At 60.8% G+C, this 17444-nt stretch carries 22 protein-coding genes and 4 pseudogenes; 18 read left to right on the top strand and 8 right to left on the bottom strand.

Going from position 1 to position 17444, the window contains the following annotated elements; translation table 11 throughout:
* Positions 1-149: 149 nt before the first annotated feature.
* From AB0O52_RS22760 to AB0O52_RS22750, 3 genes are all read left to right on the top strand, one after another.
* The gene (locus AB0O52_RS22760; RefSeq protein ID WP_364542753.1) at positions 150-1142 is read left to right on the top strand and encodes a Gfo/Idh/MocA family oxidoreductase; all 993 of its coding nucleotides are present in this window, start codon (positions 150-152) and stop codon (positions 1140-1142) included.
* A 490-nt stretch (positions 1143-1632) separates the two neighbouring features.
* The gene (locus tag AB0O52_RS22755) at positions 1633-2382 is read left to right on the top strand and encodes an SDR family oxidoreductase (RefSeq protein ID WP_364542751.1); all 750 of its coding nucleotides are present in this window, start codon (positions 1633-1635) and stop codon (positions 2380-2382) included.
* A 134-nt stretch (positions 2383-2516) separates the two neighbouring features.
* Positions 2517-3362 carry an alpha/beta hydrolase gene (locus tag AB0O52_RS22750; protein WP_364542749.1) on the top strand — a complete coding sequence of 282 codons (846 nt, stop codon included), beginning with the start codon at positions 2517-2519 and terminating at the stop codon, positions 3360-3362.
* Between the two features lie 181 nt (positions 3363-3543).
* On the opposite strand, the gene AB0O52_RS22745 is transcribed toward AB0O52_RS22750, so the two are convergent.
* Positions 3544-3705: a hypothetical protein gene (locus AB0O52_RS22745; RefSeq protein WP_364542747.1), complete on the bottom strand. Its 162-nt coding sequence runs from the start codon at positions 3703-3705 to the stop codon at positions 3544-3546.
* A gap of 238 nt (positions 3706-3943) precedes the next feature.
* A pseudogene (locus tag AB0O52_RS22740) lies at positions 3944-4075 on the bottom strand (IS481 family transposase); the annotation flags it as partial.
* 303 nt (positions 4076-4378) lie between these two features.
* Between AB0O52_RS22740 and AB0O52_RS22735 the strand changes: the two are divergent.
* Genes AB0O52_RS22735 through AB0O52_RS22725 form a run of 3 tightly spaced genes read left to right on the top strand, consistent with a single transcriptional unit; the run spans position 4379 to position 7305 of the window.
* Positions 4379-5503 (top strand): tyrosine-type recombinase/integrase, encoded by a 1125-nt coding sequence (locus tag AB0O52_RS22735; RefSeq protein WP_364542745.1) that lies wholly within the window; start codon positions 4379-4381, stop codon positions 5501-5503.
* Positions 5496-5849: a helix-turn-helix transcriptional regulator gene (locus tag AB0O52_RS22730; RefSeq protein WP_364542744.1), complete on the top strand. Its 354-nt coding sequence runs from the start codon at positions 5496-5498 to the stop codon at positions 5847-5849. Before AB0O52_RS22735 ends, AB0O52_RS22730 begins: the two co-directional genes overlap by 8 nt.
* Positions 5842-7305 carry a Fis family transcriptional regulator gene (locus AB0O52_RS22725; protein WP_364542741.1) on the top strand — a complete coding sequence of 488 codons (1464 nt, stop codon included), beginning with the start codon at positions 5842-5844 and terminating at the stop codon, positions 7303-7305. The genes AB0O52_RS22730 and AB0O52_RS22725 overlap by 8 nt, the downstream gene beginning before the upstream one ends.
* Here AB0O52_RS22725 and AB0O52_RS22720 read toward each other — a convergent pair.
* Positions 7302-7760: a T6SS immunity protein Tdi1 domain-containing protein gene (locus tag AB0O52_RS22720; RefSeq protein ID WP_364542738.1), complete on the bottom strand. Its 459-nt coding sequence runs from the start codon at positions 7758-7760 to the stop codon at positions 7302-7304. The two genes, AB0O52_RS22725 and AB0O52_RS22720, sit on opposite strands and share 4 nt — an antisense overlap.
* 314 nt (positions 7761-8074) lie before the next feature.
* On the opposite strand from AB0O52_RS22720, the gene AB0O52_RS22715 reads away from it, so the two are divergent.
* The 7 genes from AB0O52_RS22715 to AB0O52_RS22685 all read left to right on the top strand — a co-directional run bounded on the left by AB0O52_RS22715 (position 8075) and on the right by AB0O52_RS22685 (position 11340).
* Complete coding sequence (locus tag AB0O52_RS22715) at positions 8075-8803, top strand: hypothetical protein (protein WP_364542735.1); 729 nt, start codon at positions 8075-8077, stop codon at positions 8801-8803.
* Positions 8797-9132, top strand: a complete 336-nt coding sequence (locus AB0O52_RS22710; protein WP_364542733.1) for a tyrosine-type recombinase/integrase — start codon at positions 8797-8799, stop codon at positions 9130-9132. The genes AB0O52_RS22715 and AB0O52_RS22710 overlap by 7 nt, the downstream gene beginning before the upstream one ends.
* Before the next feature lie 65 nt (positions 9133-9197).
* Positions 9198-9551 (top strand): helix-turn-helix transcriptional regulator, encoded by a 354-nt coding sequence (locus tag AB0O52_RS22705; RefSeq protein ID WP_179014123.1) that lies wholly within the window; start codon positions 9198-9200, stop codon positions 9549-9551.
* A gap of 27 nt (positions 9552-9578) precedes the next feature.
* A complete protein-coding gene (locus tag AB0O52_RS22700) occupies positions 9579-10220 on the top strand; it encodes a hypothetical protein (RefSeq protein ID WP_364542729.1) in 642 nt (213 codons plus the stop codon).
* Entirely contained in the window at positions 10217-10390 is a 174-nt protein-coding gene (locus tag AB0O52_RS22695; protein ID WP_364542727.1) for a hypothetical protein, read from the top strand. Before AB0O52_RS22700 ends, AB0O52_RS22695 begins: the two co-directional genes overlap by 4 nt.
* An 89-nt stretch (positions 10391-10479) precedes the next feature.
* A complete protein-coding gene (locus tag AB0O52_RS22690; RefSeq protein ID WP_364542725.1) occupies positions 10480-10932 on the top strand; it encodes a hypothetical protein in 453 nt (150 codons plus the stop codon).
* Positions 10933-11151: 219 nt separating this feature from the next.
* Positions 11152-11340, top strand: coding sequence for a hypothetical protein (locus AB0O52_RS22685; RefSeq protein ID WP_364542722.1), 189 nt, complete (start codon positions 11152-11154; stop codon positions 11338-11340).
* A gap of 200 nt (positions 11341-11540) precedes the next feature.
* Here AB0O52_RS22685 and AB0O52_RS22680 read toward each other — a convergent pair whose 3' ends face one another.
* Entirely contained in the window at positions 11541-11969 is a 429-nt protein-coding gene (locus AB0O52_RS22680; protein ID WP_364542720.1) for a hypothetical protein, read from the bottom strand.
* On the opposite strand from AB0O52_RS22680, the pseudogene AB0O52_RS22675 reads away from it, so the two are divergent.
* The 5 genes and pseudogenes from AB0O52_RS22675 to AB0O52_RS22655 form a co-directional block, all read left to right on the top strand.
* A pseudogene (locus AB0O52_RS22675) lies at positions 11937-12659 on the top strand (IS256 family transposase); the annotation flags it as partial. The gene AB0O52_RS22680 and the pseudogene AB0O52_RS22675 overlap by 33 nt on opposite strands.
* Before the next feature lie 219 nt (positions 12660-12878).
* Positions 12879-13028 (top strand): hypothetical protein, encoded by a 150-nt coding sequence (locus AB0O52_RS22670; RefSeq protein ID WP_364542717.1) that lies wholly within the window; start codon positions 12879-12881, stop codon positions 13026-13028.
* Between the two features lie 8 nt (positions 13029-13036).
* On the top strand, positions 13037-13585 hold the full coding sequence (locus AB0O52_RS22665; RefSeq protein ID WP_364542714.1) for a hypothetical protein: 549 nt from the start codon (positions 13037-13039) through the stop codon (positions 13583-13585).
* Between the two features lie 54 nt (positions 13586-13639).
* Positions 13640-13852 (top strand): DUF4982 domain-containing protein, encoded by a 213-nt coding sequence (locus AB0O52_RS22660; RefSeq protein ID WP_364542711.1) that lies wholly within the window; start codon positions 13640-13642, stop codon positions 13850-13852.
* Between the two features lie 17 nt (positions 13853-13869).
* Positions 13870-14390: pseudogene (locus AB0O52_RS22655) on the top strand (recombinase family protein).
* On the opposite strand, the pseudogene AB0O52_RS22650 reads toward AB0O52_RS22655, so the two are convergent.
* The 4 genes and pseudogenes from AB0O52_RS22650 to AB0O52_RS22635 all read right to left on the bottom strand — a co-directional run.
* Positions 14371-14469 (bottom strand): annotated as a pseudogene (locus AB0O52_RS22650) (IS5/IS1182 family transposase); the annotation flags it as partial. The pseudogenes AB0O52_RS22655 and AB0O52_RS22650 overlap by 20 nt on opposite strands.
* Positions 14470-14573: 104 nt before the next feature.
* Positions 14574-15071 carry a MarR family transcriptional regulator gene (locus AB0O52_RS22645; RefSeq protein WP_364542709.1) on the bottom strand — a complete coding sequence of 166 codons (498 nt, stop codon included), beginning with the start codon at positions 15069-15071 and terminating at the stop codon, positions 14574-14576.
* Positions 15072-15496: 425 nt separating this feature from the next.
* Complete coding sequence (locus tag AB0O52_RS22640; protein WP_364542706.1) at positions 15497-16117, bottom strand: enoyl-CoA hydratase-related protein; 621 nt, start codon at positions 16115-16117, stop codon at positions 15497-15499.
* 124 nt (positions 16118-16241) lie between these two features.
* Positions 16242-17273, bottom strand: coding sequence for an NAD(P)-dependent alcohol dehydrogenase (locus AB0O52_RS22635; RefSeq protein WP_364542703.1), 1032 nt, complete (start codon positions 17271-17273; stop codon positions 16242-16244).
* Positions 17274-17444: the final 171 nt, after the last annotated feature.

The raw sequence follows: 17444 nt of genomic DNA, 5'->3' as shown, positions 1-17444 counted from the left end.
CTTCAGCACGGCTACGACGACGTACTGAGCATCGAGCTTGAATACCGTTGGCACCCGCAAGACCTCCCCGCACCCGAGGACGGATTCAAGGAATCGGTCGCCGTTCTGCGCTCAATGCTCACTGATCCGGCCAAAGTAAGGAACGCCTGATGAACGCCAACCGCCTCCGCGTCGGCGTTATCGGCGCCGGAAACATCGCCACCATTGCCCAGCTGCCCACCCTCGTGCAACGCGATGACGTTGAACTGGCTGCCTTGGTTTCCCGGCGCGAGGATCCAAGCAGCCTGGTCCGGCGCTGGGGCTTCAACGCTGCGTACAAAACGGTGGAGGACATGCTGGCCGCACAGGAGCTGGATGCGGTTTTCGTCCTGACTCCGCGTTCCGAGCACGCCCACGCCGTCCAGCTATGCCTCAGCCGTGACGTCGACGTGTTCTGCGAGAAGCCCCTGGCTCCGGCAACCGATGAAGCGGAACGACTGGCCGATCTCGCCGACGAGCGGGGACGGATACTGATGGTTGATTTCAACCGCCGCTACGCGCCCGTTTACACGGCCGGCCGGGAAGTCTTTGGCACCAACGGCGCCACTTTCTGCGTCGCCCAGAAGAACCGACCTGGATCGGAATACCGCGCGACATTCGAGAACGCCATTCACATGGTCGATCTGCTCCGCTGGTACTGCGGCGGGGAACCCGTGGATGTCGCCGCGCATGCAGCTGGCAATGACCAGTGGGAAGAAGACGGGGTCGCGGCCGTCATCCGCTTCAGCACGGGCAACACCGGAGTGCTGATGGCAGCTCGAACCGCCGGTGCCTGGAATGAAAAACTCGACGCCTACGGCGACGGGAAGACCGTCGAGGTCAGGGCACCGGAGACGGTGTCGACCACTGTCAAGGGAGTCACCACATCCCGGGAACTCAGCGCCGAGGCGTTTGGCTGGGCCACTGCGACAGACACTCTGGGCTTTTCTGCCGCCGTTCACCATTTCCTCGACCGGGTCGCCGACCGGGCCCAGCCGCTGACCTCAGGCCGCGAGGCCGTTCACACCCAGCGGCTCCTCGATCGGATTCTCGCCGCCTCCAGCCTGCCGACCGAAGAACAAGAAGGCCGGGAATGGGCCAGCCACGCGGTCAACGGAAGCTGACCAAGCCTGCGGCGCCGCCCTTCCCCGGCTTCGGTGCTTGGCCTGAGGACCGCGGAAACCTGGCTTGAAACACTGTAAATGGGGAGGTACACCGACACCTTCATTTGGGGTCCGTCAGACTAGGCAGCAAACGGAGGAGCGTACCTGCAACCGCCGCACGTCCGGCTCACGCGTTTGACCGCGTCCTGCTGGGCGCGTTCACCCCTCTGACCGCTTCTGTCGCCAGCCCAGAAAGCGCCGAGTTCTGGTTAGGAGGACCCCCACGGTCAATTCGCCAAACACTTCCGAGCCAGGAAAATCGCGGATGTACTCGCTCAGAGCGTTGGCTTCAAGACTAAGGACGTGGTCGCCTCGTGCATCCTCCAAAACATCAACTACGTGCGACCGTCAATTGAACAACCACAACGAAGGAACTGAGCATGAAGCGAGCAACTCACACTCTGACCCCGGGGGAACTGGGCAGCGGCCAACCCCAGAGCGGCGCGAACCGATGAGCCTCAAAGACCAGATGGTCCTGGTAACCGGATCGAGCGGGGGAATTGGCGATGCAGCTGTCAGCGCATTCACAGCTGCCGGCGCCACTGTCATTGGCGCTGATCGATCTCCTAAAGAGGACCAGGCCTTACAGGCCTTCTACCCCCTCGACATCACCTCGGAACAACAGTGCCGAACGGTAGTGCAGGACATCGCGGCCCAATACGGTCGGGTCGATGTCCTCGTCCATGCAGCAGGAGTGCTCGGCACCACCGCCGACATCATGGAGACAACAACGGCCGAGTTCGACTCCATTCTAAAGATCAATGCCACAGCGACGTTCACTATGGTGCGGGAGACAGCCAAATCAATGCTTGAATCCGGCACTGCTGGAGCCATCGTGGTCTTGTCGTCAGTCGCGGCCAAGGAATCACGACTGAACTACCTGCCGTACAACGCCAGCAAGCTGGCAGTACTGCACATCATGTGGTCATTTGCCGAATTGCTTGGACCTAAGGGCATCTCCGTCAACGCCATTGCACCCGGTCCAGTGAATACGCCCATGTGGGCGCAATTTGCCAGAGATTCCGGCCCGGACGCGGCCGCCAACCGCGCCAAACGGGCTGCGCAACTGCCGATGCGCAGGTTTGCTGAACCTGACGAAGTCGCCCGCGCCATCCTTTTCCTTGCTGATCCGGAGAACCGCTACATCACCGGAGTGTCCCTCGACGTGGCAGGCGGAGCACACCTGGGAATCGGAACCTGAACCACCTATCCGCGGCTTTACAAACACTGGGCCTCAACCCCTGCCTGATCGGTACGATTCCTTAGTCCGTCGTCGTCGACGATGAAATCAGCCACTCATCTCCGTCACCTTCCTCCCCGAGAAAGTTCTGCGTCATGCCCGAAATCCTTGCTGGTTCCGTCACTATCCACTACGAGCTGAGCGGCGCGCCCGATGGCGTTCCGCTCGTTCTAATCCACGGAGTTGGCGCTCCCATGACCGCCTGGTATCCGAGTTTCCTCGATCTGCTCCGCCAATCAGGATTCCTACTCGTCACGTTCGACAACCGTGATGCTGGCCTATCCAGCAAGCTCGACGACGCCTACTCGCTCGTGGACATGTCGCTCGATGTTTTAGCCCTGCTTGATCAGCTAGGCATAGAGCGTGCTCACCTTATCGGCCAGTCGATGGGCGGCATGATTGCGCAAGAGCTCGCCATCAGCCATCCGGACCGGGTGCTAAGCCTGTGCTCGCTCAACTCCGCACCGAACCCCGAACACCTCGTCAACCCCTCACCGGCGGATGCGTCTACCGCCACGCCGCCGGCTTCCAGCCGCGAAGCGGCGATAGAGGAACACATCGCCCAAGAACGAATCTTGGGGCTCGACGGCTTCAACGAGCAGTGGCTCGCCGAATTCGCTGCCAACAACCTCGACCGCAGCTACTCGCCCGACGGTGTGCAGCGACAGATGCAAGCGCTGATGTCTGCTCCAGACCGAACTGAAGGCTTGCGATCCGTTACCGTGCCGGCAGCTGTCATTCACGGCCGCGACGACCGAGACATCTCCTTCACGGGCGGAATCGCCACGGCGCTCGCTCTGCCAAACGCCGAACTGCACGTCTTCAGCAACCTGGGACACCAGATCGCGCCGCGCTACTGGACGGACTTCGCGGCCATCATCGCCCGAACCGTTCAGCGCGGGGAGCTGGCGGCGGCACCGGCATCGGGGACCATCGACTAATCGGCCGGACTCTCAGACGCCTAGATGAGTAAGTCTTATTGCCTGGAACGGTGGGGTTCCTTTAAAGTAGGGCGGAGAGTGTTAAACCTGTGATCTCTCAAGACATCGGTGACAGTTCTGCCTCACGACTTCAGTGACATTTGATGTCTCAGCACATCGGTGACGGTTCACCGTTCATGCGCTACCTGCCGAATCGGGTGAGGGACTTACTGATCCCGAGGTATCCGGTGCCTTCTGATGGCCACGCGTATTCCGCGATGATCTCGCCTTCGGTATTGGCGAACATGACACCTTCCTGATCCCAGGCAGCAACGACGTCTCGTCCGCCCATCCGCATGGTCAAGGAGAACAGGGTTCTGCCAATATTAACGACGCCGTAGGAATTGACCCGGAGCTTCTGGTTACCGGTGGGTGCCGGGTGAGAAATGCTGCCGGTGATTTTCTCGATCGGTTTCGAGACCGGTTTCCGTTTGCAGACCGTTGGTGGTGCTGCGGTCCGGCACTTCCGTTCCGGCATCCACCACCGGTTCGACTAGGCCCGGATCCACCGGCGCGGATGCGTTGGCTTCATGAAGAACCGCAATTGGGTGCGGCCTGGGTGCATCGGCGACGGCCGTGGCGTCCCATGACTGCCGTGGAGTGCGCCCGGGCAGTCCCTGGTGCGGGCGTTCGGTGTTGTAGATCAGGTCAAACCGGTCGACCATCTCCTGCACAGATGCGCTTTTTGGAGACAAGTAACTAGGTGGCGGCCTGCGGCAGGCAGAGGAGCGGCGATCGTGCATCAGATGCAATAATCACGATTCTACTTTACATAAGATCCGTTATCAGCGTTCAAACAACGGGAGTAGAAGTAGCTGCGAGAACTCCCGTCCGTCAACGAATCCGATGTTTCCGCAGGTCAGGACGCATTTGGCTGGACTCGCTAGTCTCGGGCGCTAATGCGAGTTTGCCCTCCGATCGCTTGTGGCTGTAGGTTTCCTGCATCTAATGCATGTTTCCATGGTTTAGGGGTCGTTGTGAGTGGTGCTGTTCCGGGTTTCGTCCCGCGGATGCTGGTGGAGCCGGACATTGGGCTGTTCAGGGCTGATGAACGGGTCTTCACTGCCATGCTCGACGGCTGGCGGGCGCAGATGCTGGCACGCGGCCTCACGACAGAGACCATCAAGCAGCGCTGCCAGCTGCTGGAGCGTTTTCAGCGCTTTACGGGTGAATTTCCGTGGCAATGGCGCCCCGCCGACATCGATGATTTCCTAGGAGATCTGCGCTCGGGCGAGAAGCCGATCAGCCTGAAAACATTGCGCTCGTACAGCAACGCCGTGGCGATGTTCTGTTCATTCCTGACGCATCCTGGCTATGGCTGGGGCGAGTTCTGCGAACGGACCTTCGGTGATATTCCGAGCCAGATCTGCTTCCAGTGGAACATGCCACGGCACACCACCGATGATGCCGTCCCGGCGAAGAAGCGCTCGTTCACCAAGGCGGAACTGCAACGGCTTTTCGACTACCTCGATGACCTTGTCGACCATGAATACGCCGCCGGCAGCAAACGCTGGCTACCCCTGTTCCGGGACTCGGTGGCGTTCAAGGTCTGCTACGCCTACGGGCTTCGCCGACGCGAAATGACCATGCTGGATCTGGAAGATTTCGGTCCGAACCCGCACGTCAGCGACTACGGCCGGTTCGGAGCAGTCCAGGTCCGATTCGCTAAAGGCACGGCAGGCTCAGGACCCAGAAGACGCACAGTGTTGACCGTGCCGGAGTTCGACTGGGTCGTGGAGCAGCTCAAGACCTGGACAACCGGCGGCATGCGGCAACAGTTCCCGACCGCTGAACGGTCCTCGGCGCTGTGGCCGAGTGAGCGTGGCGCCCGAATGTCCCTGGGCTCTTTCGGCGATGCCTTCGCTGCTGCCCGGGATGCGGTTGGCCTGCCCCAGGAACTGGGCCTGCATTGCCTCAGGCATTCCTACGTGACCCACCTGATCGAAGCCGGTTACGACGCGGCCTTCGTGCAGACGCAGGTCGGCCACTCCTACGCCTCGACGACCGGGCTCTACACCTCGGTATCGTCGGACTTCAAGCAGAAAACCGTGCAGCAGATGATTGCACGCCGCATCGCGAACTTGGAGGACCCAGATGCCTGAACAGCGCCGGATCGGCTACCGCTGGAACCTGCGAGCCCTGATGGCCAAGCAGAACCTCTGGAAAACCACCGAACTGATGCCGCTCCTGAAATCCCGTGGCATCAACCTCTCCGAAAGCCAGGTCTACAGGCTGGTCACCTCCACGCCGGAGCGCATTCCAGCCAGGACATTCGCCGCGCTCTGCGACATCCTGAACTGCACACCAAACGACTTGTTTGAGCCTTTCGTTGAGATGCGCGCCGCAGCGACAGCGAACGCCCCCAAGCGCAGTGAAGACCTCGGCATCCAACCAGGCAACCCGATCGCACGACGCGTCCGGCTCGTCGCTCCCGAAGACGGTGAGTAGGCCACGCAAAGCAGAGGACCCCACCCGCTGGCCGGTCCCCTGCGGCCGCTGCGGCCAGCACCACCAAACCGTCGCGCGCTGGCCCGACGGCGGAGTCTGCGGCTACTGCTACCAGCAGGCAAAACGCACCCGAGGAGTCTGCGAATGCGGCCACGAAGGCGTCCTGCCCGGAATCATCGACGAGCAGCCGGCATGCCGTAACTGCTCAGGCGTTCGGCTCAATATCGACTGCCAGAGCTGCGGCGCCGAAGACGAACTCTATACCGGTGCACGGTGCTGGACCTGCGTCCTGGGCGACATCGTAGACAACCTGCTAACCAACCCGGCCACGGGAATCATGGCCGCGGAACTGATCCCGCTGGCAGCGGCCCTGAAGTCGATGAAACGGGCCAACAGCGGCATGACCTGGATCCGGCAAAAGCACGTCACGGCCTTCCTCCGAAACCTCGCGACCGCACCCACAATCAGCCATGACACCTTCGATGAACTCCCCGACTCACGCACCCGCGAATACGTCCGAGGGCTCCTGATCGAACACAGGGTGCTCCCCCAACGAAATGCTTTCCTGACGCGCTACGACAGCTGGGCCGCCCAAGCCATGAACCGCGTCAGCGACCCACAGAACCTTGACGTGATCCGCCGCTACATCCGCTGGCATCACCAACGGCGCATGAACCTCATGGACGAAGTTACGCGCGGCACTTTTCTTCGTGCCAATCAGGAAGTCACCGTCGCCATCGACTTCCTGAACTGGCTTACCAGTCATCGCGTCACGCTGCCGGAACTGCAGCAGTCCCACCTTGACGTCTGGCAAGCCGAAGGACCCACGACCAGGCGCATCGCTGAGCGCTTCCTCAAATGGGCTATCAAAACCAAAGCCGTCCCAGCCGGGCTCACCATCATTCCGCACCGCCGCGGCACCAGCCCACGACTCCCAAAGGCCGGACAAGACCAAGCACTCCAAAAAGTCATCCACACCGATGAACTGGAGACCCGCGACCGCGCCGCGGCTATCCTGATCCTCGTCTTCGGACAACAGGCAGAGAACATCGCACGCCTAACCTGGGACGACGTCAGCGTCACCGACGAACTGGTCACCATTCAACTGGGGACTTTCCAGATCGCATTGCCAGATCCCCTTGCGCAGCCATGGCGGGAACTCGTCGCAAACCCGGGCCACGAACTGACTGCCGCGCACCCCAACACCAAGTGGGTATTCCGCGGAGCATCACCCGGACGCCACATCAACCCAGGGCACCTCACAACCCGCCTCAGCAAACTCTTCAGCACCCGCGCCGCACGCCTGGGAACACTCCACGAACTCACCAAACTCGCACCAGTGGCCATCATCGCCGAAACCCTCGGCTACTCCCCCACAACCATCGAACGCCACGCCACAGACTCAGCCGCCGCCTACGCGCAATACATTGCCGCCCGAGCGGAGATCGGCCGTTAAGTCAGTGAAATGCCGTTAATCGGTGTTCCCGGTGGAAGGTCTCGAACCTGGCTGTGAATTTGACCCGTGAGGTTGAGGGCAACGACAAAGTCGCTCACTTCAACGTTGCTCAGTTCGGTCGCACCGCCGAGAACCGGCGGGATTTCGAACCCGTAAACCTCGGAGGCACCTGGCTTCAACCCCGCTTCGTCAGCAGCTTTCGCCAGTCCGATCATGAGGTACTGATCCTGGCCAGCCCGAGTATTCAAGGAGTCCGAGAATTCCTGCTCTGTGGACCAGCCATGATTCAACTCGCCGCCAACTACGTCAAGAAACCAGAAGCCATCGGCGCTTTGAAAGAAAACATCCCCAAAGGGTGATGTGAACAACGGCTGTTTCCCAGCTAGGTCCAGAAATGCCCAAGACTCGAGTGCGGCAACGTAGGCACCAGCGGGAAAGCGTCGGATTGGTTCCATGCTCTGACAGTACTTGAAGCGGCGCCTGTTCACCGCGTCCACCATACGCACGATTAGCCCATCCGGAGAGGAGACGAAAGGTTCAGAACGAGGGGCCACTCCCGGCTCATGAATACCCGCGCATGCCAGTTGAGTGGGACGAGTAGAAGTAGATGAGATAACTCGTCCAAACCTGTCACGAAATGTTTTCCCACGTCAGCTTCGGGTGTGCTGAGGGTGTCGTCGAGTAACGGCCAGCGGCTCGGCCGCGTCATTGCGCGTCGTAACGGCGTAGTCTCTCATTAAATGAGAGATTCTTGCGTAGAGTTTGGCTTGTGACTATCGAACCCGGGCGGATTCCTGCCTTTCTGAACACTGAGAACATTGGGCTGATGCGGGCCGAGGACCGGGTTTTCGAGGCGATGCTTGATGGATGGCGGGCGCAGATGCTAGCACGCGGGCTCTCGACCGCGTATATCAAGAGTTCCTGCAGTGTCGTTGAGCGGTTCCAGGACCACGCAAACGAGTATCCGTGGACGTGGTCGGCGCACCACGTGGACGAGTTCTTCGCGGACAGGCGCAGTTCAGAGAATGGCTTGGCGTTGTCCACGCTCAGGTCCAACGCGGGAGCGATCAAGGCGTTCTGCGCGTACTTGACCGACGGACGTTATGAGTGGGCAGCTTTTTGCGAACAAGTGTTCGCCGATATCCCGGTGCAGGTCGTGTTCGAGTGGAACTCACCCCGGCACACCACCGACGAAGCGATGCCGCCGCGCCGTAGGGCCCTCACCCGGGCAGAGCTTCAAACGTTCTTCGACGTCGCTGACGACGTGGTCGATATGGAGTTTGCCAAACGTTCCAAGCGTTGGTTGCCGGCCTTGAGGGATTCGACGGCGTTCAAAGTTGCCTACGCTTACGGGCTGCGCAGGCGGGAACTGACAATCTTGAGTACGTCGATTTCGGCCCCAATCCCCAGGTCGAACAGTTCGGCCGGTTCGGCGCACTCCAGGTGCGGTGGGCCAAAGGAACAAAAGGCTCAGGCCCTCGGGGTCGGACCGTGCTGACCGTCTCCGAGTTCGATTGGGTCGTCGGTCAGTTGGAGTACTGGCTCTCCCCCGATGGCCGCAAACGCTTCGCCACCCGGGACCGTTCAGCCAGCATGTGGCCCTGGGAGCGCTCCGGTTCCACTGTTTACCGCAACTTCGACCGGGCATTCCAACGCATCAGGAAAACCGCTAGATTGCCGGACGAGTTGTCCCTGCACACCCTGCGGCATTCCTACGTCACCCACCTGATCGAGGCCGGCTACGATCCGTTGTTTATCCAGCAGGTCGGTCACAGCTACTCATCGACCACAGCCCTCTATACTTCCGTGTCGGCGGACTTCAAATAGAAGACCATCCAGAAGATGATCGCTCAGCGGCTAAGCGGCAGCGGTACTGACGAAGGGAACGGCCCATGGCTGAACAGCGACGGATCGGCTACCGATGGAACCTTCGGCAGATGATGGCCCAACGGAACCTCTGGAAAACCACCGAACTTCTCCCCCTCCTCAAAGCCCGCGGCATCAACCTCTCCAACGCCCAGGTCCACCGGCTCGTCACAGGAACCCCGGAACGCATTCCTGCCCAGACGTTCGCGGCGCTCTGCGACATCCTTGAATGCACGCCCAACGACCTGTTCGAACCCTACGTCCAGATGCGTGCAGCGAAGACCGCCAACGCCCCCAAACGGCCAGAAGACCTGGGAATCCAGCCAGGGGCCCCGGTCGCACGCCGGATCAGGGTCCTGCCACCGGACGAGGATGCCTAGACCCCGGAAACCCAGCGACCCCGCGAAATGGCCCGAACCCTGCGGACGCTGCTCAGAAAACCACCAATCGTCGTTCGCTGGCCCGACAACGGAGTCTGCGGCTACTGCTACCAGCAAGCCAAACGAACCCGGGGCACCTGCGCCTGCGGCCACGAAGGTATCCTGCCCGGCCGGGTAGACATGCTCCCGGCCTGCTGCAAATGCTCCGGCGTCAAACTCAACATCGACTGCATTGGCTGCGGCAACGAAGACGAAATCCACTCAGGAAACCGCTGCTGGGCATGCGTCCTCGCAGCAACAGTCGACCGGCTCCTCACACCAGAAGAAAAGGATCCCTCCCCCGAACTCCAAGCCATCGCCACAGCACTGAAATCCATGAAACGAGCCAACAGCGGGCTCACGTGGATCCAACAGCCTCACGTCACCGGCTTCCTCCGGGAACTGGCAGCATCCCCCGACATCAGCCACGCCGGCCTCGACCAGCTGCCCGCATCGGCAACCCGTGAATACGTCCGTGGTCTGCTCGTTGAGCACCACGTCCTGCCGCGCCGCGACGAGCTCTTTACACGATTCAGCAGCTGGCCGGGCAAGCGATCGACCGGGTCACGACCCAGAACCATCGCGACATCATTCGCCGCTACATCCGCTGGCACTACCAACGCCGCATGAACCAAATGGACGAAGTCACCCAAGGCGCCTTCCTCAGAGCCAAACAATCAGTCACCGTCGCCATCGAAATGCTCGACTGGCTTACCGAACACGACACCGAACTCACAGCCACCACCCAAGCCCACCTGGACCGCTGGCAGTCAAAACCAACCTCATCGACACCTCCCTGAAGCTGCAACCCCACCGCCGCGGCACCAGCCCCCGACTTGACGCGGCCAAGCAACAAGAAATCGTCCAAAACCTCATCCACACAACCACAATGAGCCCACGAGACCGTGCGGCCGCGATCCTCGTCCTGGTCTTCGGCCAGCAGATCTCGGACGTCGTCAAACTCACCTGGGACCATGTCCAGGTCACCGACGAGGACGTCACCATCACCCTAGGAACCGTCGAGATTGCCCTCACAAACCCGCTCGATGAACCCTGGCGCGAGTTGGCTGCCACCCCGACACATGATCAGACAGCCGCGCACCCCAACAGCAACTGGGTTTTCCGCGGCGGCTCACCCGGAAAACATCTCCGGGCCGCCAGCCTCACTGAACGGCTCAGGACGGCCTTCAGCAGCCGAGCGGCCAGGCTCGGAACACTCCACGAACTCACCAAAGTCGCCCCCGTTGCCATCATCGCCGACGCCCTCGGATACTCCCCACCACCATCGAACGCCACGCCATCGACTCATCAGCCAACTACGCCCAATACATCGAGTCTGTAGCTAGGGCTCAGAGTCAGAAAGGCCCGTCAGCAGAACAATGAACACCGAAGACAGCCCTCAACAAAGAAGCGCCCCCATCGCGGCAATCAATCAAATGTGGGGTGGCAGCCTTACCCACTTTGCGCTGGATCCCGTCACTCAACGTGGCGAACTCCGGATCCGCGTCCTAGACACGAACGTGACCGAAGACTACCTCGTGACCTGCAGTGACGTTGCTGAATGCCGGTTCAGCAGCAGCATCCCTGGGCCTTGGTCGATGCCGAGGTCACTCAGGTCGAAGCTGACTACGATCACGCTGGGGCGCTTTGGCTGATCGATTTCATGCTGTGGTCCGAAGAAGCCGGAATCTCCATCCGATGCGCACATGTCAGTATCAATGATCAACGCCTCGAGATTCCACGCTGGTAGCCGCTGTCGACTTGCTCGACAGTTTCAGCGCTCCGCGGCCAATGCCCTACATCGATCCGCGAGTCTTCGCAGCAACCCTTAGATCCACCGGCCTTCCGCCAGATCAGACCAGAAATCGACGCGATGCATGGGTGATTTTCGGTCAGGATTGTTGAAGAACTCGCTTTGAAAGTAGGAGACGAGATCAATGCCGTAGTAGATCACGTCTGTTTGATGCACGGAAAAGACGGGCTGCTGGCAGGCGCAGGAGCTGCTGGTATGAAACGATGCGAATAGATCGGAATGAGGACTGGGACGGCGCGCAAGCGATCACGTGCCGTTTGAAGGACTACCTCAACCTCAGTGGGCCTGGCACCCCACTCCTCAGGCCAAAAGGCATTCTCCCGAACATCAAACAACACGCCATCGTGAGGCCAGTCGAGCCTCTTCTGAATGCCCGCAGGGTCGCCCATCCAATCAACCCATTTCGGGCCGATAGGCATCGCCAGACTCAGAAAACGCGCATGATCAGGACTGAACTCGAACGAGAACTGCTCCTCAACAGCCTCGATCTGCCAAGGCGATAAGCCCGGAGCCAGAGGAACGGAAACCGCCGGGTCTACCCGGTGGTGTTCATTGATGCGATTCACGTCAAGATCCGCGACGGGCAGGTCACGAACCGCCCGGTCTATGTCGCGATCGGGGTGAGCACCGGCGGTGAGCGGGACATCCTGGGCCTGCGGGCGGGCGACGGCGGGGAAGGCGCCAAGTTCTGGCTCTCCGTGCTGACTGAGATCAAGAACCGGGGCGTGGAGGATGTCTGCATCAGCGTCTGCGACGGGCTCAAAGGCCTGCCCGAGGCCATCAACACCGTCTGGGAGCGGGCCGTGGTCCAGACCTGCATTGTGCATCTGATCCGGAACACCTTCCGCTTCGCGGCCCGGCAGTACCGGGACGAAGTGGCACGTGACCTGCGCCTGGTCTACACGGCGCCGTCCGAGGCCGCAGCCAAGGAACGTTTCGTGGAGTTCTCCGCCAAATGGGGTCGGCAGTACCCGGCGATCACCCGGCTGTGGGAGAACGCGTGGAGTGAATTCGTGCCGTTCCTGGACTATGACGTCGAAATCCGGCGGGTCATCTGCAGCACGAACGCCATCGAATCGCTCAACGCCCGCTACCGGCGCGCGATCCGGGCCAGAGGTCACTTCCCGACGGAGCAGGCCGCCCTGAAGTGCCTCTACCTGGCCGCCAGGGCACTGGACCCCGCCGGCAAAGGCAGGGCACGATGGGCCATGCGATGGAAGCCGGCCCTCAACGCCTTCGAAGGAAGAATCAACTAAATGCCAATCCCGAATCCACCGTTAAACGGACACTCCCGATGCAGAGGAGAGGCCCCCGAAGGGCCGAAATGCATTGATGTCCTGTCTCATCTAACGTTGCCCAGTCTCACTACAGATGGACCATTAGATGAATTCTGTCTCACCACAGTTAGTTCATCTATGCGGCGTGTCTCACTACAGTTGACCCATTAGCGGTTTCTATCTCATTACAGTTGGCCCATGGCGGCTTCTTCGTCAGCGGTCGGGCAGGATTTGGGCTACGTTTCCAGCGTGTGCCATGTCTCGGCGCGCGAGTACGAATCCGGCTCCTTGACGACTCAACCGCTTGACGCGGCGTGGTGGTTGCCGTTCGAGGATTATTCGTACTAGAGCTGGCGATGCCCCAGCTTGGCCAGCACGACCCCGCCCCGTCACTGCGGCAAAAACTGGCCGGACGTCCCATCCGCACGACCCACATCGTCGCCTGCCACCACTGCACCCTCGCCCGCGGCGCCGGCCGTTTCGTTCAGATCTACAGCACCCACGAACAGGTCATCTGCCTGCGCCACCGCCTCTGGCTTGGAGACGGTGTCACAGGGGTCACGGACCAGTTGTCCATCCGCGACAGCCCCGAGATCACCACAGCCTGGCACCACCACAGGAACCTCATCACACGGCACGGACGCTCCGGAGTCCGCAAAGCCTTCCACATTGCCGCTGTCATCAACTGGCGCTGGTATGACCAGTTCCACCACGTCACTGCCGCCACGGACATATACGACACCCTCGCCGCCAATCAGCCGAGGCATGCCAACAGCCACGCCGTCGTGGCAGCCTCGCTCTACCCGTCCATCGTCGATCTCACCGCGGCTATGGCTTCGCCCCGCTGGGCCGAAATCGCCCACTCGCGCCATCCCGACCAATTCCTGGACCGCATGATGCAGTAGGCCTGGACGGACACCGTCTCAAGGTGGACCTGGGCGGTGCCACCCGGAACGCTTATGGAAGTCGAGGTTTACAGCGACGCCGACGACGTTGAGCTCCTCCTGAACCAATATCAGTTGGACGAGCACAAACCGGAGCAGGAAACCGCTACCGCGCCCTCTTTACCGTCCTCCAACCCGCCGTGCACCCTCGAGGTAGTGGCGTACGACAACGGGGAGGAGCGAAGCCGTGCAGTGGGGACAAGGGCCGGCGAACACAAGTGGCGGTGACAACCGACCGCGAGGAGCTGCCTGCGAACGGGGCAGACCTGGCCTTCCTATCAAAACGCCAGCTCGAAGGCCAGGTGCTGGACTGGGTTCTTCACGGATAAGGCCTCGGGCAGGGACACTCCAAGCCAGAGCTCATGGAGCTTCTTCGGTTCGCCCGTGACGGGAACACCGTGGTGGTGCACAGTATTTACCGACTTGCCCGGAAACTCGATGACTTGCGTGCACTGGTCCAAGGCCTGACTCGCAAGGGGGTGCGGGCGGAGTTCGTCAAAAGAGAGCCTTGTCTTTACTGGGGCAGGACTCCCCATGGCCAACCTCATGCTCTCCGTCATCGGCGCCTTCGCTGAATTCGAACCTTCCCTCATCAGAGAACGCCAAAAGGAAGGCATCGCCCTGGCAAAACAGCGCGGCACCTACAAAGGACGAAAAAACACCCTCACACCGGAACGGTGCCGTCGAGCTTGTCCAGCGCGCCGCGACTGGTGTCCCGATAGTAGTCCTAGCTAGGGCATGTCTCCTTATTGGCGTAGCCAGATAAGAACGGAATAGAGTGCGACGCCGGAGCGGTAGGTGATGGCAAGTTTGTCATATCGGGTCGCAATGCCGCGCCATTGCTTGAAGGTCCGGACCACGGAGATCTCGTCGACCCTGCGTTCCAACGGTCCCGACTCAACTCCGTGATCGAGGGGTGATCTCGTTCAGGCCCACACAGGTGCGTCAGTCATCCTTCGCCTTCGGGCGTGTCAGGTACCTCCGTTAACGCCCTGAGGTTCTGCACGCACTTAGCGACGTTCTCCTTCAGTAGCTCACGCTGCGCAAAGGACATCCCCTCTAGCATCTTCGTTTCGATCACATCGGCCGCCGCGTCACAGAGTGCCAGCACGCGATATCCGTTGTCGGTGAGATAGTTCTTCAGGATTCGAAGGTTTTGCGGGTCTGGACGCCGCTCGATGTAATCGTTCTTCACGAAGCCAGCCACCATTACGTGCATCGACTGCGCCGTGACGAAAGATGTCCGAGCCAGACGGGCGGATGACAGGCCGGGGTGATACCTGAGTGCAGATAATGCCGCGTACTGCGGAGCCGTGAGCCCGATCCCTTGAAACGCTTCGTCTAGGTCGTGCCGAATTGCGAGCTCGAGACTCTTGATGAGATACGTGATTCTCGGCGATCCCGTGGATTCACGTGACCCAGATTCAACACCCTTAGATTTCAACATATTTAACCACCTTATCAACAACCCTTCTTGGCTCGGGGTGAAGGCACGCTGCGACTCAGAAGCATTCGGCTGACGTCACCTCGACGCCGCCACCTTCGGCTCCGCGTCGGCATCTCTGATCTGCGCTATCGCCCGCTCATCAACCGTGCAGACTAACGATCCGCGAGGGCCGTAGTCACGTGAAGCAGCGATCGCTTCCCAACTAAATTGCTGTCGGGGTCATGCCCGTATATACCCGGGTGTTGTCCGAGAGCGGATCGGCAGCGCGCAACGCTCATCGCGACGAGCGGACCGCAGTCCTCGGAGAGGTGCGGCGCTTCCATTACTTGTAGGTTCCGAGTCCCGGCCGGTACGACTTGTCATCCAAGAACGCGTTGATCCCCTGCTTCCTAGCTTCGGTGTCGAAGAGAATTGCCTGATCGTGTTTAGCATAGAGAAAATCCTCGGCTGCCCACGGCATCAGCCGCGAGTGCCGGAAGCCGATCTTCGCGCCGCACCACCCATTGGCTCAGTGAGGTCACTTGGATCGCGAGGGCCGTGACCCGTTCCTTGAGCTGATCGCGGGGGACGGCTTCGTTCACGAGCCGCATCCCGGAGGCCTTTTCCCGTCGAAGCTCTCCCCCGTCATGATCTAGTACATCGCGTCGCGCGTCGGGATAGTCTCCGCGAGGGCCCTCGTCACCAGGTTGCCCGGCGTCACGCCCCAGTTCAACCTCGGAGAGGCCGAAGGTCACGTCTTCGGCGGCGGTGGCCAGATCGCACAACACTAGGGGAACGAAGGCTCCTCCGAAGCACCAGCCGTTGACCATGGTGATGGTGGGCTTCGCATAGTTGAAGAGCTTGCGATATTGCCAATTTGTGCCCTCCTCGCGAACGCGGTTCTGGACTCCCCTTAGCAGCCCGTCGGTCTCCCGGAAGTACTCCTTCAAGTCCATCCCGGCTGAGAACGCATCCCCAAAAACGATCAGAACCACGACCGCGCAGCGGTCATCGGATTCCAACGCGTCCAGCACGGCGAGCATCTCGCGGTTCAGGGTCAGATTCATGGCATTGTCATGTCAATTCTCCTTCGCGTAAGGGATTTGGATCATGCCCAACACCCTTTGTATTATCAAGTTCTCTTACATTTAGCCAACATGTCCGATAGGTGTCGAGAACACGCTCCAGGCGCTAGCCACCCGGGACGACGACCACGCGTCCGAGGACTTCCCCGCTCGCGATTAACTCGTACGCGTGGGCCGCATCGTTCATCCCGAAGGCCTCCACGTGAACCTTAATCTGCCCGGACCTAGCCAGTTCGAGCACCTCGAACAACTCGGCCCTCGAACCCCAGTACGGTGCCCGCACGGTCACGTCAGGGCGAGTGGTCTGCACGCCGACCTCGACTGCACCGCCACTGAGACCGATCATGCTGATCTCACCCTCAGTCGCGGCGATCGCGCCGGCAAGGGCGGCAGTTGTTTCGGACCCCACGAAATCGAACACGGCATCCGCTCCCCTGCCTGCGGTCAATTCCAGGATTGCCCCCTCGGTTCCGGAATGGGAAAGGACTGCCTGGTGCGCCCCGGCGGCTCGAGCGAAACGCAGTTTCTCCTCCGTCAGATCGACGGCGATCACCGTGGAGCTGGTCATCGCCCGGATTATCTGCAGTGCGACATGCCCGAGCCCTCCGACACCGATCACAACAGCCGTCGACCCTGGCCCAAGTACGTGAAGCGACTTCTTGATCGCGTGATATGGGGTGAGTCCCGCGTCGGTCAGTGCAACGCTCTCGACTGGGTCAAGGTGCCCGAGCGGCACGAGATGCCGCACGGAATCGATGAGCATGTACTCGGCCAACGAACCGGGCCTCCTCACCGCCTTCCCCTCCATTCGCGAGCAGTAGTTCTCCTTGCCCGCCGCGCACGCCGCGCATACTCCGCAGCCCCAGGGCGCATAGACGGCCATCGCGTCTCCGATCGAGACACCGGTCACCCCGGGCCCCGTCGCCACAACCTTGCCTACTCCCTCATGACCCAGAGTGAGCGGCAGCGGGTAGCGCGCTGAGAACCGCTCGGATTCCAGACCCATGATGAACAGGTCGGAGTGGCAGAGGCCGGCCGCCGTCACCTGCAAAACCAGCTCGCCGGCTCCCGGTACCGGATCGGGCAGTTCGACAATCTCGGGAGGCGCACCAATTGACAAATACTGCAGGGCCTTCATCGCGTCCTTACCTTTCTCTACCCTCGGGTGCGAACGAATCATCATGTCGACAACCGCCGCGAGCAGCACTATTGACAACCGCCGGGAGTGCTGTAAGGTCCAATACATATCAGTTTACCTTACACGTCGCACGGAGAGCGGCACAGAGACGTCCGCAATGGCGCGACGACA

The organism is Arthrobacter sp. NPDC080073 (assembly GCF_040686575.1).
GTDB lineage: Bacteria > Actinomycetota > Actinomycetes > Actinomycetales > Micrococcaceae > Arthrobacter.
Note: the sequence above shows the minus strand (reverse complement) of the source record. Positions and strands in the feature narration are given on the sequence as shown.